16 protein-coding genes, 1 tRNA gene and 1 pseudogene are annotated in these 15,225 nt (G+C 71.5%); 4 read left to right on the forward strand and 14 right to left on the reverse strand.

Features of this window, described 5'->3' with window-relative positions; all coding sequences use genetic code 11:
• Window positions 1–425: 425 nt before the first annotated feature.
• The 3 genes and pseudogenes from ACLJQF_RS24515 to ACLJQF_RS24525 all read right to left on the reverse strand — a co-directional run bounded on the left by ACLJQF_RS24515 (window position 426) and on the right by ACLJQF_RS24525 (window position 944).
• Window positions 426–616, reverse strand: a pseudogene (locus ACLJQF_RS24515) (DUF397 domain-containing protein).
• Window positions 617–637: 21 nt separating this feature from the next.
• Complete coding sequence (locus tag ACLJQF_RS24520; protein ID WP_410611915.1) at window positions 638–763, reverse strand: hypothetical protein; 126 nt, start codon at window positions 761–763, stop codon at window positions 638–640.
• A 108-nt stretch (window positions 764–871) separates the two neighbouring features.
• Window positions 872–944: transfer RNA gene (locus ACLJQF_RS24525), tRNA-Asn, on the reverse strand.
• Window positions 945–1,119: 175 nt separating this feature from the next.
• Here ACLJQF_RS24525 and ACLJQF_RS24530 point away from each other — a divergent pair.
• The gene (locus ACLJQF_RS24530; protein ID WP_410611916.1) at window positions 1,120–1,290 is read left to right on the forward strand and encodes a hypothetical protein; all 171 of its coding nucleotides are present in this window, start codon (window positions 1,120–1,122) and stop codon (window positions 1,288–1,290) included.
• Here the strand turns inward: ACLJQF_RS24530 and ACLJQF_RS24535 are convergent.
• Genes ACLJQF_RS24535 through dnaG form a run of 3 tightly spaced genes read right to left on the reverse strand, consistent with a single transcriptional unit; the run spans window position 1,280 to window position 4,526 of the window.
• Complete coding sequence (locus tag ACLJQF_RS24535; RefSeq protein WP_410612244.1) at window positions 1,280–2,047, reverse strand: trans-aconitate 2-methyltransferase; 768 nt, start codon at window positions 2,045–2,047, stop codon at window positions 1,280–1,282. The two genes, ACLJQF_RS24530 and ACLJQF_RS24535, sit on opposite strands and share 11 nt — an antisense overlap.
• Before the next feature lie 48 nt (window positions 2,048–2,095).
• Window positions 2,096–2,617: a hypothetical protein gene (locus ACLJQF_RS24540; RefSeq protein ID WP_410611917.1), complete on the reverse strand. Its 522-nt coding sequence runs from the start codon at window positions 2,615–2,617 to the stop codon at window positions 2,096–2,098.
• A 1-nt stretch (window position 2,618) separates the two neighbouring features.
• Window positions 2,619–4,526, reverse strand: a complete 1,908-nt coding sequence (gene dnaG, locus ACLJQF_RS24545) for a DNA primase (protein WP_410611918.1) — start codon at window positions 4,524–4,526, stop codon at window positions 2,619–2,621.
• Between the two features lie 41 nt (window positions 4,527–4,567).
• On the opposite strand from dnaG, the gene ACLJQF_RS24550 reads away from it, so the two are divergent.
• The gene (locus ACLJQF_RS24550) at window positions 4,568–5,521 is read left to right on the forward strand and encodes a sigma-70 family RNA polymerase sigma factor (protein ID WP_410611919.1); all 954 of its coding nucleotides are present in this window, start codon (window positions 4,568–4,570) and stop codon (window positions 5,519–5,521) included.
• Here the strand turns inward: ACLJQF_RS24550 and ACLJQF_RS24555 are convergent.
• The 3 genes from ACLJQF_RS24555 to ACLJQF_RS24565 all read right to left on the reverse strand — a co-directional run bounded on the left by ACLJQF_RS24555 (window position 5,493) and on the right by ACLJQF_RS24565 (window position 8,338).
• A complete protein-coding gene (locus tag ACLJQF_RS24555; protein ID WP_410611920.1) occupies window positions 5,493–6,263 on the reverse strand; it encodes a hypothetical protein in 771 nt (256 codons plus the stop codon). The genes ACLJQF_RS24550 and ACLJQF_RS24555 overlap by 29 nt on opposite strands.
• A gap of 127 nt (window positions 6,264–6,390) precedes the next feature.
• A complete protein-coding gene (locus ACLJQF_RS24560; protein WP_410611921.1) occupies window positions 6,391–6,957 on the reverse strand; it encodes a carboxymuconolactone decarboxylase family protein in 567 nt (188 codons plus the stop codon).
• A gap of 22 nt (window positions 6,958–6,979) precedes the next feature.
• Window positions 6,980–8,338, reverse strand: coding sequence for an MFS transporter (locus tag ACLJQF_RS24565; protein WP_410611922.1), 1,359 nt, complete (start codon window positions 8,336–8,338; stop codon window positions 6,980–6,982).
• Window positions 8,339–8,362: 24 nt separating this feature from the next.
• Between ACLJQF_RS24565 and ACLJQF_RS24570 the strand changes: the two genes are divergently transcribed.
• Entirely contained in the window at window positions 8,363–8,812 is a 450-nt protein-coding gene (locus ACLJQF_RS24570) for a MarR family winged helix-turn-helix transcriptional regulator (RefSeq protein ID WP_410611923.1), read from the forward strand.
• Here the strand turns inward: ACLJQF_RS24570 and ACLJQF_RS24575 are convergent.
• Entirely contained in the window at window positions 8,809–9,513 is a 705-nt protein-coding gene (locus tag ACLJQF_RS24575; protein WP_410611924.1) for a carboxymuconolactone decarboxylase family protein, read from the reverse strand. The two genes, ACLJQF_RS24570 and ACLJQF_RS24575, sit on opposite strands and share 4 nt — an antisense overlap.
• Window positions 9,514–9,613: 100 nt before the next feature.
• Here ACLJQF_RS24575 and ACLJQF_RS24580 point away from each other — a divergent pair, with 100 nt between their 5' ends.
• Window positions 9,614–10,213: a TetR/AcrR family transcriptional regulator gene (locus ACLJQF_RS24580; protein ID WP_410611926.1), complete on the forward strand. Its 600-nt coding sequence runs from the start codon at window positions 9,614–9,616 to the stop codon at window positions 10,211–10,213.
• A gap of 7 nt (window positions 10,214–10,220) precedes the next feature.
• Here the strand turns inward: ACLJQF_RS24580 and ACLJQF_RS24585 are convergent, their stop codons facing one another.
• From ACLJQF_RS24585 to ACLJQF_RS24600, 4 genes are all read right to left on the reverse strand, one after another.
• Window positions 10,221–10,751: a DinB family protein gene (locus ACLJQF_RS24585; RefSeq protein ID WP_410611927.1), complete on the reverse strand. Its 531-nt coding sequence runs from the start codon at window positions 10,749–10,751 to the stop codon at window positions 10,221–10,223.
• Window positions 10,752–10,756: 5 nt separating this feature from the next.
• Complete coding sequence (locus ACLJQF_RS24590; RefSeq protein ID WP_410611929.1) at window positions 10,757–12,571, reverse strand: glycosyl transferase; 1,815 nt, start codon at window positions 12,569–12,571, stop codon at window positions 10,757–10,759.
• Window positions 12,568–13,650 carry a serpin family protein gene (locus tag ACLJQF_RS24595; protein WP_410611931.1) on the reverse strand — a complete coding sequence of 361 codons (1,083 nt, stop codon included), beginning with the start codon at window positions 13,648–13,650 and terminating at the stop codon, window positions 12,568–12,570. Before ACLJQF_RS24595 ends, ACLJQF_RS24590 begins: the two co-directional genes overlap by 4 nt.
• Window positions 13,651–13,918: 268 nt before the next feature.
• Window positions 13,919–15,193 carry a deoxyguanosinetriphosphate triphosphohydrolase gene (locus ACLJQF_RS24600; protein WP_410611933.1) on the reverse strand — a complete coding sequence of 425 codons (1,275 nt, stop codon included), beginning with the start codon at window positions 15,191–15,193 and terminating at the stop codon, window positions 13,919–13,921.
• Window positions 15,194–15,225: the final 32 nt, after the last annotated feature.

Genomic DNA, 15,225 nt, shown 5'->3' on the forward strand with positions numbered 1-15,225 from the left:
CCCGGCCGAGGTGTGTGTGGCGGCGGCTGGGGTGGCGACGTCAGTGCGATGCTGGGCCCAGCCCCGAGTCGAAGGCAACTGGGTCACGATCGAAGGACCCGTGCTCGATGCCGCAACCCGGGTTCACGACCGATCAGCGGAGCTCCGCTATACCCATGTCGCCGAGCTGCGGCTGATGCTCGTGGACTTCCCGAATGCCCGTGCGGCAGACGACACGGCTTGGTGAGCGATTAGCTGCTTGATCTGGCCGACCGGCGACGGCTAGGAAGGATGGCGACCGCGGTCCATGTCGGGCGGTCGCGCAGGGTGTGCGCCGTGATCAGCAACTGTCGCAACGAGCCCACCAGCGATATGGAACATGCGTTTGACTGCCGCAACGCAGTGCGGGCAGGCTCCGGCCAGCTCCCGGAACCCGCCCGCTCGGACTACTTCGCGACGGTGGCCAGGAAAGCCGACCATCCGGCATCCGTCAAGACGAAGAACCCGCCACCCGGATCCTTCGAGTCACGGACAGCGGCACCGTCAGCGAGGATCGCCACCTCGACACACTCATTGCCCCCTCGCCGCTGTAGCTACTCTTCCGCCACACCGCCTCCGGCAGTTGCGTCTTCTCCAACGTCCATCTCCAGTCTTCTGATCACCCGGCCGCTCCGATGATCTCCACCAGCAGGTCACGGGATTCGGCCGGCTCCACGGCCGACGTCCGGAGTTCCTCGAAGGCCTCGACGTACGACTGGACCTCGGCCGAAGCGTCGCCGGACACGGAAACCCGCTGACCGGAGTATCTGGTCCATAGATGGCCTGCAGTCCCGTTCAGACCCCACAACGCAGAGAAGCCCAGGCCGTTGGCCTGGGCTTTCTCGTCTGGAAGCTCCCCCGCTTGGACTCGAACCAAGAACCCTCCGGTTAACAGCCGAATGCTCTGCCAGTTGAGCTACAGGGGAATGTTGCTCACTTCCGGTGCCGGTCTCTCCGACCGACGAGAAGAACTTTAGAGCATGCCCCGGAAGCGCCTCGCACCACCCCCCACTTAGCGCAACCGCCCCCGCGGGCCCGGTTTTCCTGGACAATGGACAGTCGGACGACCTAACGACCTAACGACGGAAGGCGTGGACGCGGATGAAGAAGTTCCTGCTGGGGGCAGGCCTGGGGTACATACTGGGCGCCAAGGCAGGCCGGGGGCGGTACGAGCAGCTCGTGCGCACCTACCGCCGGGTCGTCGACCACCCGATGGTCCAAGGCGCCGCCGGTGTTGCGCGCGCCAAGATCGGGGAAAAGCTCAAGCGCTGACACGGGCCACGAAGAACACCCGGCGGAACTCGAACAACGTGACCCCGTCACCCCGCGCCGGGTAGGCGGCAGCCAGGCGGGGCGCCAGCTCCGCGCGGAACCGGGCCCACTCGGCGTCGGGCAGTGTCGCGCGGATCGGGCGCAACGCCGTGCCGGTGATCCACTCCAGCACCGGCTGCGGCCCGGTCAGGGGCTGGACGTACGTCGTCTCCCAGGCGTCGACCTCGCAGCCCGCGTCGGCCAGGAGGTTCGCGTATTCCAGCGGGGTCGACACCGCGTCGTCCTCGCGCAGCACCACCTCGGCCAAGCGAGACGTCCAGTCCGGGGAGGCCGCCAGTTCGCGCGTCAGCACGTGCGAAGGCGCGTTGAAGTTGCCCGGCACCTGCACCGCCAGGGAGGCGCCCGCCGGCAGCGAGGCAGCCCACCGGCGGAGTAACGCAGCGTGGTCCGGGACCCACTGCAGGACGGCGTTCGACACCACGACGTCGGTGTCGGGCGCCGGCTTCCAGTCGCGGACGTCGAGCAATGCCGCGTCGAGACCGCGAGCGCGGGCCGCGGTCACCATTTCGGGTGAACTATCGCTGCACTCCAGGGCGGCATCAGGCCAGCGTTCCCGGAGCGAAACGGTCAGGTTGCCGGGCCCGCAGCCGAGGTCGACGACCCGCCGCGGGGAAGCAGCGCCGATCCGGGAAACCAGGTCGTGGAACGGCCGGGCCCGCAGGTCGGCGTAGTCGAGGTACTTGCCCGGATCCCACACGAGAGCCTCCCGCATAACAGTACGGCTGTACTGAGTACGAGCGTACTGCTACTCGACCGGGTTGACCAGCTTCGCGGCGGCCTGCTCGGCGATGGCGGCCACCAGCTCGACGTTGGTGCCCGGGTCGGGCCGGACCTGCAACACGGTGCCGTCGCGGCCGGGCACCTTGCGCTGCACGAACCACGCTCCCCCGGACCCGATCTCCTGCCGGTGCCGCGACCGGATCGAACCCTCGACGCGCTGGTAGGCCTCGCGCGGCACCTTGCCCGGCGACGCCAGCCGGAACTGCACCGGCGGGAGGTCGGCCAGCACGACCGCCGACCCCGCCGTGCCCGCTTCGACCGACTCGGTCAGCGTGAAGACGCCGTCCGCCCAGGCCGCCTTGCCGACCAGGTGCCAGCCGATGCGGCGCGCCTCGCCATCGGAAGGGATCCACAGGCCCAGCGCCGTCACGACCAGGTGCCCGCCGCCCTCGACGACGGCGCTGTCGACGACGTCCTCGCCCGGCGAAAGCGCACCGGCGAACCCGGCGGGCGTGCGGTCGCCCAGCAACCGGCGCAGGAGATTCATCTCAGCCCCACGCGCCGGCGGCGGCCTGCTCGCCCAGCGACTTCTTGTACTGCTCCAGGGCGACGAGGTCGCCGAACAGCGCGCGGTAGTCATCCGGCGCTTCGACCGGCGACAGCCGCTGCAGCTTGCCCTTGATCTCCGCGATCTGCCGCCCGACGAGCCCCTCCTGCAGCCGGGCGAGGATCGACGAGATGTACCGGGAGTCGACCTCGTCCTTGGCCTGCAACGGTTCCACGGCCAGTTCCGAGAGCACCCGCCGGACCGTCCCTTCCGGACAGTGCGGGGCGGCCGCGTCCAGCAGCGCCGGCCCGGTCAGGCCCGACCCCGCGCCACCCGCCTTGAGCACGGCTTCGTGCACGGCGACGTACACCGGGTGCGTGAAGGCTTCCAGTGGCAGCGCGTCGTACTCCGGCCCGGCGATCGCGGGCTGCTGCAGCGCGGCCTTCAGCGCCTCGCGCTGCACGGCGAACCGCGGGTCCTTCGGGGCCGGGCGCGCGACGTCCTGGGCCGCCGCCGGAGCCTCGGGCGCACCGACGCGCGCGGGCTGGCGCAGCGGCGCTCCGCCGCGCTTGTCCGTCACGCCCGCGCTGCCGCGGACGCGGTTGACCACCTGCGCGACGTCCTGCCAGCCCACCCACCAGGCGAGCTTCGACGCGTAGCCGTCGCGGGCCGCGCGGTCCTTGATCGACGCCACCATCGGCACGGTCTTCTGCAGCGCCGCGACCTGGCCGTCGACCGAGTCGAGGTCGTAGTTCTTGAGGGTGCTGCGGATGACGAACTCGAACAGCGGGGTCCGTCGCGCGACCAGGTCCTTCACCGCGCTGTCGCCCTTGGCCAGCCGCAGCTCGCAGGGGTCCATGCCGTCCGGCGCGACCGCGATGTACGTCTGGCCGGCGAACGTCTGGTCGCCCTCGAACGCCTTCAGCGCCGCCTTCTGGCCCGCTTCGTCGCCGTCGAAGGTGAAGATCACTTCGCCGCGGAAGGCGTCATCGTCCATCATCAGCCGGCGAAGCACCTTCATGTGGTCTTCGCCGAACGCCGTGCCCGACGACGCGACCGCCGTCGGTACGCCCGACGCGTGCATCGCCATCACGTCGGTGTAGCCCTCGACCACGACCACCTGGTGCCGCTTCGCGATCTCGCGCTTGGCCAGGTCGAGGCCGAACATGACCTGGGACTTCTTGTAGATCGGCGACTCGGCGGTGTTCAGGTACTTCGCCGAGATCCGGTCGTCGTCGAACAGCCGCCGCGCGCCGAAGCCGACGACCTCGTTGCCGACGTCGCGAATCGGCCAGACCAGCCGCCGGTGGAAGCGGTCCATCGGGCCGCGCTGGCCCTCCTTGGACAGCCCCGCCGTGAGCAGCTCCTTGACCTCGAAGCCGCGGTTGAGCAGGAACTTCGTCAGCTTGTCCCAGCCGCCGGGTGCGTACCCGCAGCCGAACGTCTTCGCCATGGCGGCGTCGAACCCGCGCTCGGACAGGAAGTCCCGCGCCGGGCGCGCCTCGTCGGTGACCAGCTGCTCGGCGTAGAACTCCTGGGCGGCGCGGTGGGCCTCGATCAGCCGGCTGCGGCTGCCGCGGTCGCGCTGGATCGTCGCGCCGCCGCCCTCGTAGGTGAGCCGGATGCCGACCCGGTCGGCCAGCCGCTCGACGGCTTCCACGAAGGTGATCAGGTCGATCTTCTGGACGAACTTGATGACGTCGCCGCCCTCGCCACAGCCGAAGCAGTGGAAGGTGCCGTGCGTCGGGCGGACGTTGAACGACGGGGTCTTCTCGTTGTGGAACGGGCAGAGGCCCTTCAGGCTGCCCCCACCGGCGCGACGCAGCGCCACGTACTCCCCGACGACCTCGTCGATCCGGTTCCGCTCGCGCACCTCCGCGATGTCGCTCTCCCGAATCCGTCCTGCCACGCCACCCACTCTAGTCTCGCCGTTTGCGGCACACTCGGGGCATGGCCTCCACGCCCACCGCCCAGGACACGCTCGCCACGGAGTTCGCCGCGCACCGCAGTCACCTGATCGGGGTGGCCTACCGGCTGACCGGCACGCGCGCCGACGCCGAGGACGCCGTCCAGGAGTCCTGGTTCCGCCTGGCCGGGCTGGACGACGCCGGCCGCGCGGCGATCCGCGACCTGCGGGGCTGGCTGACCACGGTCGTCGGCCGGATCTGCCTCGACCGGCTCAAGTCGGCCGCCGCACAGCGGGAGAAGTACGTCGGCAACTGGCTGCCGGAGCCGGTCGTCACGCCGTTCGGGCGGCCGGTCAGCGAGGACCCCCTCGACGTCGCGGTCCGCGACGACGGCCTGCGGATGGCCGCGCTGGTCGTCCTCGACAAGCTGACGCCGGAGCAGCGCGTCGCGTTCGTCCTGCACGACGCCTTCTCGGTGCCGTTCGCGGAGATCGCGGACGCCCTCGGCGTCTCGGTCGACGCCGCGCGCCAGTACGCCTCCCGCGGCCGCAAGGCTCTCGCCGACGCCGATCCGGCGCCGCGCGTCCCGCTGGACGACCAGGCGAAGATCCTCGAAATGTTCGTCACCGCGCTGCAGGCCGGGGACGTCCGGGCGATGACCGAGCTGCTCGCCCCGGACGTCGTGCTCATCGGCGACTCGAACGGCAAGGGCCGGACCACCCGCCAGCTCATCGTCGGCCCGGACAAGATCGCCCGGTTCTTCGTGGGCCTCACCAGCAAGTACGCGCCCGGGATGCTCACCGGCGGCACGCCGGTGCTCGTCAACGGCGACCTGGGGGTCTACCTCGCTCCCCAGCCGGGCCAGGACGGTTTCTTCGACCTCGACGAGCACGTGCAGGCGATGACCATCCGCGACGGGAAGATCGTGGCGATCTACGACGTCGTCAACCCGGACAAGCTGGCCCGGATCACGCGTCCCGGCGCTTCGCCGTCGTGATCCCGGCCGCGAGGAGAACCGCGGCGAAGGCCCCGAAGTAGGCCAGGGCCCAGCCCGCGCTCAGCGGCGAATCGGACAGGACGGTGGCGTTGCCGCCGTCCCGGCCCGCGTTCGCTTCCCCGCTGCCGCTGAGGAACTTCGTCACGGCGTTCAGCGGCAGCCACCGGTGGATCGCCTGGCCCGCGTGGGGAATCAGCTGGATGACGTTCTCCGCCATGAGCGGGTAGACGACGAGCAGCGCGACCGCGCCCGCTGTGTAGCGCACGAGCAGGCCGACGCCGACCCCGCAGACGGCCGCCAGCGCGAACACCGGCCCGGTCCCGGCGACGATCCGCCAGTCCGCGGCGCTGTCCAGCGCGAGATCGGCGTCCGGGGCGAGGACCCGGGCCACCACCCAGGCGGCGAACGCGGCGGCTTCGCCGAGCAGGAACGCGTACCCGGCGACGAGCGCGGCCTTGGCCAGCAGCACCGGCGTCCGGCTCGGCACGGCCTGGAAGGTGCCGTGGATCGTGCCGGAGTGGTACTCGCCGGTCACCGCGAGCGCGGCCAGCACCAGCACTGCGACCATGGCGAGCTGGTAGCCGAACTGGGTGCTCGCGACCGTCGGCCGCAGGTGGGATTCGGTGGCCGTGAGCGCGGTGAGCGCGGCCGGGAAGGCCAGCGCGACCAGGGTGAAGATGCCGCACACCCAGGGGGTGGTGATGCTGAAGAGCTTGATCCGTTCACTGGCGACGAGGTGCATGCTTCGCAGCGTGCCGCCGCCGGGCTCCCGGCGAGTCCCCCCGTAGTCGGGTTCCCAGCCTCCGCCCGTGGTCGCCTTGTCGTGAGTGGTAATTAGGGTTCTAACCCTAATTACCACTCACGAGCGGTTACGGGAGCGGGACCCGGCACGCGTCGCCGGAGGTGAACCCCTGGTCGACGATGCCGAGCGCGCTGTTCATCCGGGCGCGGGAGTTCTCCAGCGCGATCTGGTAGGTCAGCTCCAGGACGCCGTCGCGGCCGAACTCGCGCTCGAGCTCGGCGACCTGCTCGTCGGTCACGGTCACCTGGTCACCGGACATCGCGTCGGCGTAGGCGAGCGCCAGCCGCTCCGGCCGACTGAAGGCAGGCGAAGCCGCGTAGTCGTCGATCTTCGTGAGCCGCTCGATGTCGAGGCCGTCGTGCTTCTGCAGCATGGTGCCGAAGTCGATGCACCACGAGCAGCCGATCCGGGTCGCGACCCGGTAGACGGCGAGCTCCCGCACGTTCGCGGGGATCTTCTTCGACGCCCGCTCGGCCAGCAGCTCGTGCACCACGCTCGCCCGGAGCAGGCCGGGGTGGTGCGCGGTGATGGCCACCGGCTCGGGCACCGCGCCGAAGCGGCGGCCGGCGATCCGGTAGACGAGCTTGAGGAAGAGCCCGGCCTCGGACGTCTTCTTGGCGGGGATGCGCGGCATTTCGGTCTCCTTCGTCCGGCGTCTACGGGCTGGACGAGACGGCGCCGGAAGACGTGACAGCCGGCGACGTGAGCCACGCCACCAGCATCGTCACGGCCGCCGCGGCGAACACGACCGTGAGACCGGGTGCGGCGAGCCCGCCCGTCGTGGCCAGCGCGAGCCAGCCGAACACCGCGGCCCCGGCCAGCCCGCCGGCCTGCCGGGCGAAGGTCAGCGACCCCAGCGTGACGCCCAGCAGCGCCCGGTCGGCCCGCGTCTGGCCGAGGACGGTGTAGGCGGACGCGCAGACGGCGAAGGCCGCGCCGATGGCGAACAGGCCCGGGGCCAGCAGCCAGGGTGTGCCGTCGAGGGCGGCGGCGACGGCGATCGCGGCCAGGCCCGCCGTACCGAGCAGGCAGCCGGACCGGCCCCACGCCGTCAGGTCCGGGTGCCGCCGGGCCAGTGCGGCGAAGGACGCCGACAGCACGAGCTGTCCCGCGGTCATGGCGACGAGCAGCAGCCCGGTGGCCGCCGCGCCCGCTCCCGAAGCCGCGACCAGGGCGACGTAGGTGAAGGTGCCGTAGAGCGCGGCGCCCGCCAGGCCGTTGACCACCACCGCGCGCTTGAGGACGGCGTCCGCGAACACTTTCGGCGAGATCAGCGGGCTCGGCGTGCGGCGCTGCCGCCGGACGAACAGGGAGCCTGCCACCACGGTCGTCCCGAGCAGCACCGGCGTCCACAGTGGACTCCTGGCGAGCGCGTCGACCGTGCCGAGCGCGACGACGGCGGCCCCCGCGACGGCCAGGAGCACACTGCCCGGGACGTCGAACTTTTCCTTGGCCTTACGCGGTTTCGCCGGCAGTCCGCGCAGGCCGAGAACCAGGGCGGGCACGCTGAGGGGCAGGTTGACCAGGAAGATCCACCGCCAGCCGGGACCGGCGGCGAGCAGTCCGCCCAGCGGCGGCCCGCCCAGGGTGGCGGCCGCGAAGACGGCGGTCTGCCAGGCCTGGCGGCGCAGCAGCTCGTCGCGGTCGAACAGCTCGCCGAGCGCGCTCATCGCCGTGACGATCAGCCCGCTGCCACCCAGGCCCTGCAGCGCACGGGCGGCGATCAGCGAGCCGAGGCCGGGCGCGGCGGCGCACCACGCGGACGCGGCGGCGAACACGAGGACCGAGCCGGCGAAGGAGATCCGGCGGCCGTACAGATCACCCAGCCTGCCGTGCAGCGGCGTGGCGACGGTCAGGGTCAGCAGGCCGGCGGCGGTGACCGCGACGAGCCCGGTGCGGGCGTGCAGGTCGGCGCCGATCGACGGCAGGGCCGCGGTGAGGACCAGGCCGTCCAGCTGGGCCATGGCCATGCCGAGCAGGAGGCCGGCGTAGGCGAGGTTCCGAGATGCGTGCATAAAGCACACGTTATAACGTGTCTTATGCACACATCAAGCGAGGGTGGCCCGTCGCTGTTCCGCCTGGTCCGCCACTGGGCGCGCCAGTGGGCGCCGGACGTCGTCGAGCGCTTCGCCGCCGACGCCCCGCCGTCGTGGACCGTGCCGAACCTGTTCGTCATCCAGGCGATCGACGGCGCGACCGGCGACGAGGTGACCGTCGCGGACGTGGCGCACCAGCTCGGCATCGACCGCTCGGTGGCCAGCCGGATGGTGGCCGAAGCGGCACGAGAGGGCTTCGTCGAGCGCTCGACGTCGACGCGGGACGCACGACGGGCGGTGCTGACCCTCACCGACGCGGCGAAGGAGTTTCTCGACGCTTCGCGGGCCCACCAGCGTCAGGCGTTCGAAGCGCTGGTGGGCCACTGGCCCGAGCAGGACCGCGAGCGTTTTGCGAGCTACCTGAACCGGCTCGCGGACGAAGTGCTCGGTTAGTCCAGGATCGCGTTCAGCGCTTCCCAGGCGTGCCAGGCCCGGGTGACGCCGAACTGCGCGTTGAAGCGCAGCGCCGCGCGGACGTCCTGCGGCGCCGCACCACCCCGCAGCGCGCGCCCGACGTGCGTGCGAAAAGTGTCGGCCAGGGTCTGGTAGTGGACGTCGACGCTGAGGCTGACCAGGCCGCGCTCGCGTTCGGTGAGCGTGCCCGGCCCGTGGCCGGTGCGCATCCGCGACTGCAGGTCGAAGTAGCCGGCGAAGTGGGGGTCCAGTTCGGCCAGCCGGGCCCGCACCTCCGCCGGCAGTGGGCTGGGTGCCGCGTCCGGCCCGGTCGACACCAGCTCCGGAGCCAGGAGTTCGGCGTCCGGACGCGCGAGGCCGAGCTCCGCCTCGAGTTCGGTGATCCGCTCGATGCCGGCGGTCGCGGCGTGGTAGCCGCAGTCGTAGGAGACGAACCGCAGCAGTTCGCGGATGTCCGCTGTGGACACTCCGGCCGTGAGCCCGGCCCGCACGTGCGCCGTGAAGGCCAGGCCGAGGCTCGCCTGGCAGACGTCGGCCGTGACGCACAGGAATGTCTTCTCGCGGTCGGTCAGCTCGGGGATCGACCGGACGTACCGGGCGGTGGCCCCGACCATCTGGGCGAACACCGGGTCGAGCGCGGCCAGCCGATCGAGGTTCGACGGCGTTTCGGTGGTGGTCAAACTGTGCTCCTCAACTGGATGGACAATCGTAGCGCTACAGCTGTAGTTCGAATCACGCTACACCTGTAGCGCAAAAGATGTCCAGCTACACTGGGCGACGATGGAAGAGACCAGACGCCGCCCGAACGCCCGTGGCAAGGGCGAGCTGCTGCGCGAAGAGATCGTCACGGCCGCCGTCCGGATGCTCGACGAGCTCGCCGACGACGAAGCGCTGTCCCTGCGGGCCGTCGCCCGCGAGGTGTCGATCGCGGCGACGTCGGTCTACCTGCACTTCCCGGACCGGGACGCCCTGGTGCTGGCCGCCATGCAGCGCTGCCACGAGGAGCTGGTCGGCGTCGGCGACGAAGCCGCCGCGGCGGCCCCCGGCCCGGCGGACGCGCTACGCGCCCGGATCCTGGCGCAGGCGGCGTGGGCGCAGGAGCATTCCGGGCTCTACAAGGTGCTCCACGAAAGCAAGGTCCACCGGCGCCACGGGATGCCGTTCAAGGAGATCATGGTCGCCCGCACGATCGAGGCGGTCCAGGCGTGCATGGACGCGGGCACGGCGCCGGCCGGCGACGCCGCGACGGTCGCCATCGACCTGCGGACCGCCGTCAACGGCATGCTGGCCCAGCGGATCAACGAGCCCGACCTGCCCTGGCCGCCCGCGGTCGAGCAGCTGGACCGGTTCCTGGCCAAGCTGGTCGGCCTGCGGCGGTAGGGCCCGGCTACTCCCCCGTGCTGCCGTCGATCGACTCGCGGACCAGGTCGGCGTGGCCGTTGTGGCGGGAGTACTCCTCGACCAGGTGGACCAGGATCCAGCGCAGGGTCGGCGTGTTGCCGTCCCGCAGGGCACGCTGGGCCCGCCGCCCCAGATCGCCGTCCGCCCGTGCTTCCGCCACCGCCGCGCGGGAACGCCCGACCGCGGCCGCCCAGAGTTCGCGCAGTTGCTCCGGCGAGTCGTCCGCGGCGGAATCCCAGTCCCAGTCCGGCGTTGCCGCCCAGTCGACCGCGTCGAACGGAGGCATCCGGTCCCGGCCGTGCAGCACGTAGGAGAACCAGTGGTCCTCCACGTAGGCCAGGTGCTTGAGCAGCCCGCCGAGCGTCATCGTGGCCGGCGGGTGCGTCGCGCGCAGGGCCGCCGCGTCCAGGCCGGCGCACTTCCACGCGAGTGTCTCGCGGTGGAAATCCAGGAAGCCGAGGAGCGTGCTCGCTTCGTCACCGTCGTAGGGCGGCTCGGGCCGGCCCTGTTCGTCCACAGTGGTCACGGTGCCGTCAGCGGCCGGACGTCCCAGATCCACACCCCGCCGACGAACTCCGCGGGCTTGCGCAGCAGTAGCTCCACAGTGGACTTCAGGGCTTCCTGGTTCTGCCGCGGCCCGACCACGAGCACGTCCGCGTTCCAGGCCCTCAGGTCCGCGAGCGCCTGGGTGCGGTCGGCCTCGGTGACCTCCGCCGCCTGGCCGGTGCGCTCGACCTGCGCGAACAGGTCCGACGTCGGCAGCGGGACGGCGCCGTAGCGGCCGCGGCGGTCGTCCGGGGACGTCGGACCGACGAAGTAGCCCTCCGGCATCGGGTAGCCGAGACCGGCGTCGACCTGCCAGTGCAGCGGCTCGGCCTCCCCGGTGCTCGGCAACGGCACCGGCACCAGCGAGCCGCCCGGCGCGATGTACTGGCGCCAGATCCCGTCGGCGAAGAACGGCGGCGAGAGGGGACGCTGGTGCGTCACCAGCTCCGTCGGCGCGATCGGCAGCAGCACGGCCACCACCGCGCCGATCCAGATCATCTTCAGGGGGAACCGTTGCTTGCCGTCGAGGGGTTCCGGTTGCTGGGCCGCCGCGGTCCAGACGCGGTGCGTCGCGATCGCCAGGAGCGCGCCCACCACCGGGATGCAGCCCATCGCGAGCCGGGACTCGAGCAGCGAGTCGAGCAACGGCAGCTGGCCCAGCCACTTCCACGGGCCGGCGATGCCGGTGTCCTCGTGCGCCACCGTGATCTCGATGCCCAGCGACAGCAGGGCCATCACGTACATCGTGATCGCCAGCGCCCGCGAAACGACGTCACGCCACAGCCAGATCGTCAGCACCACCATGAGCACGATCAGCGGCCAGCCGAAGAACGCGTTCTCCTCGGTGCGGTTCATCGAGACGTCCGCGGCCGCCTCGGGCGCGCCGGCGACCGACTGCGTCGCGAAACGGGTGAACGCCGCCGTGTCGTTGCCCGCCGAACCGTGCAGCAGCGAGTGGAAGCTCTGCGGGCCGAAGAACTGCCAGTACAACGGGAACCCGGCGATCAGGAGGGCGACGACCGCGCCGATCCCGACACCCTTGCCCAGCGGGGCCAGCATGCCGCGGACCTCGGCGCGGTGCGGGATCAGGTACGCGACCGCGAACACGATGAAGGTGAGCGCGAAGATGGCAAGCGGCTCTTCGCCCAGCAGGATCTGCCACGCGACAAGCAGCCCGAGCACGATGCCGTTGCGCACCGGGCGTTCGTTGCGCGCGATCTGGATCGTCTTGAGCGCGATGAACGGCAGCACGAACAGCACGACGAAGTTCGGGTGCGCGTTGCCGTGCGAGATCATCGGCGGCGCAAAGCCGCAGAACGCCCCGCCGATCGCGGCCGCCGTCCGGTTCGGCACCAGGTGGCGGGAGAACACCCAGTACCAGCCGGTCGCGGTGCCGGCGAGGCCGGCGGTCAGCACGATCGCCCAGGTCAGCGTCGCGCCGAAGGTCAGGGTGAGGGGCGCCAGCGGGATGTTCAGGCCGAACATCGCCGCGTTCGCCGCCATGTTGACGCCGCGCGGGTAGTTCTGCAGGTCCGTGGTGAACGGGTTCTCGAAGTGCAGGACGGCCTTGGCGACGACCGTCGAGTACCACTCCCACTGGCTCTGGTCGGCGCCGCCGTTCCAGAGGTAGCCGCGCTTGAGGTCGAACCACAGCCCGTTGTAGAGCAGGATCGTGAACAGCAGGAAACCGCCGGTGATCGCGGAGTCCTGCCACGCCCAGCGCTTCGGGCCCTCCGGGAGTTCGGGTGCGGGCGGCACCAGCTCGGGGACGGCTTCGGACTTCAAGCTCACGGTTCGACCACCCTGGCGAGGAAGTAGAGCGCCCCGGTCGCGGCGTGCCGGACCAGCAGCAGGAACGGCCGGTCCACCGTGACGGCGACCGGGTCGTCGATCATCATCGAGGTGAGGCGCATGGTCAGCGCCGTGGCCGCGGCCCCCTCGAAGCCCTGTTCGTCGACGCGCAGCACGGCCTGGTGCAGCACCTCGGACACGGTCAGCCGCGGATCCGGCGAGAGCCCGGTCAGGTCGGCGTCGTCGGTGAACAGCGTGCGCACGCCGAGGCCGCGCAGCACGCCGGTGAGCGAGCTGGGCACGTCAAGCGAAATCTTGGGGAGCGAGAGTTCGACCCGCTTGAAGCGGATCTTGCCGAGCAGGTTCGTCAGGTCGGCCTGGTCGAGCCGGGTTTCCGCGTCGGCGAGGTCGCCGTCGGGCAGCAGCACGACGGCCTGCAGGCCACCAGCCGCGACCAGCTGCACCGCCTGCCAGCCGCCGGCGTGCGCGTAGCCGACGCTCTCGCCGAGCCACATGGTCGGCACGTCACGGGTGCCCGAGGGTGCGTGGAACGGCGCGTCACTGGTGTTGGCTTCGCGGAACGGCAGTTTCCAGGCGGCTTTGAGGTAAAGCGCGTTGACGAGCACGGCCGCGACGTCGGAGTCGATCGAGCCGGGCGGCAGCAGCTGCGGGATCAGCCCGCGCGTGGTGCGCCCGACGTCGTCGTTGATCAGCGCGCGAGCGGACTCCGGTTCCTTTTCGAAGGGCGCGCTCGCGACGGCGGCCCCGGGCCACTCGGCCAGCTCGGCCTTGAAGGAGTCCTCGAGCGGGAGCCGGTCGTCGGCCCACAGGGTGTTGGCGACGGCCAGCTCGGTCTGGTCGTCTTCGACGAGCTGGGCGGCCTCCCGCAGCAGGACGGTCTGCCGATCCGGATCACCGAGGAGGGCGACGAGCTCGTCCCGCGTGCGCCCCCGGGCGGCACGCGCGGCGAGGGTCAGCGCACTGGCCACCGAATACGGCGAAAAGCAGGTGTTCCCGCCCTCGGCACCGAGGGCCGAGTGGACGGCGAGGGCGAACCGGAGGTGGCTGTCCGTGGCCATGCGGGCGAGACTACCGGAACCCCACCCCCACCGGCCGCCCACGCGCAACTCCACCCGAGGATGACAAATCCGGCGAAATTTTCGCGGGACCGGCCGTGCGCCAACAGGCATCACCCGTGATTGGCGGGTCAACTCGCGTGATTGAGCGGTCGACTCGCGTGATTGGCGGGTCGACACGGCGCGGACCGGCCGCCGCCGCGTGTCGACCCTTCAATCACGCGTGTCGACCCTTCAATCACGGGTGATGACCCTCTGATCACGAGCGCGGTCAGCGGTGGAGGCGGGTCACGTGCCAGGAGTACCAGACGTGGGCCTGGGCGTCGGTGAGGGAGGCGACCTGGTCGACCACTACGCGCAGGAGGCCGGCGTCGTCCGCGGCCGCGTTCCAGGCCGGGGCGAACAGCGGGTCGAGGGACTCCGGGGCCCGGCGGGCGAGGGCGTGGACCAGCTCGGCCAGCAGCTCGCGCTGGCCCTCCTGCATCGCCAGCCGCCGCCGGTCGCTCATCACGTACCGCAGGGCCAGCGCCTTCAGCACGGCGACCTCCGCCGCGACCTGTTCCGGGACGCACAGGTTCGCCCGGTACCGCCCCAGCGGCCCCTCGCCGAACTTCTCGCGCGTGCCGGTGACCGCCGCCGTCGTGAAGCGGCCGACCAGCTCGCTCGTCAGCCGCTTGAGCGCGACCTGGGCGCCCGGTGAGCCGTCCGGCTCGGCCGACGCCAAGGCCGCCACCACCGGCAGCGCCAGCAGTTCCGTGGCCGCATCCTCCAAAGTGGACACCGATTGCGCCGAAAAGTGCTTGGCGGCGGCCTCGGCGACGGCCGCGCGCTCGTCCGGGTGGGCGAGCACGCGCAGCTTGATCCGCCCGGCCAGCACGCCGTCCTCGACGTCGTGCACCGAGTACGCGACGTCGTCCGCCCAGTCCATGATCTGCGCTTCCAGGCACCGCTGCTCCGCCGGCGCGCCCGCGCGGAACCACTCGAACACTCCGGCGTCGTCGGCGTACACGCCGTACTTCACCTGCCCCGGCCGGCGCGGCCACGGGTACTTCGTGGTCGCGTCCAGGCACGCGCGGGTCAGGTTCAGCCCCACCGGGTCGCCCTCGGCGGACAGCAGCTTCGGTTCCAGCCGGGTGAGGATGCGCAACGTCTGCGCGTTGCCCTCGAACCCGCCGCACGTCGCGGCCACCTCGTCGAGGGCGCGCTCGCCGTTGTGCCCGAACGGCGGGTGCCCGATGTCGTGCGCCAGCCCCGCGGTGTCCACCAGGTCGGGGTCGGCGCCCAGCTCGTCGGCGATGCCGCGGCCGATCTGGGCGACCTCCAGCGAGTGCGTCAGCCGCGTGCGCGGGACGCCGGTGACCTCGGCGCCCTCCCCCGGCCCGACCACCTGGGTCTTGCCGGCCAGCCGCCGCAGGGCGGCGGAGTGCAGCACCCGGGCCCGGTCGCGGGAGAACGCGCTGCGCCCGTCCGCCCTGGCACCGGGCAGCGCCGCGCCCTTCGCCGGCTCCGGCAGCAGGCGGGCGGTGTCGTGCTCGGTGTAGTCCACCCGATCAGCCTAAACGCGCCCACCCACAAAAC

It is taken from the genome of Amycolatopsis sp. lyj-109 (genome assembly GCF_046548995.1).
GTDB lineage: Bacteria > Actinomycetota > Actinomycetes > Mycobacteriales > Pseudonocardiaceae > Amycolatopsis.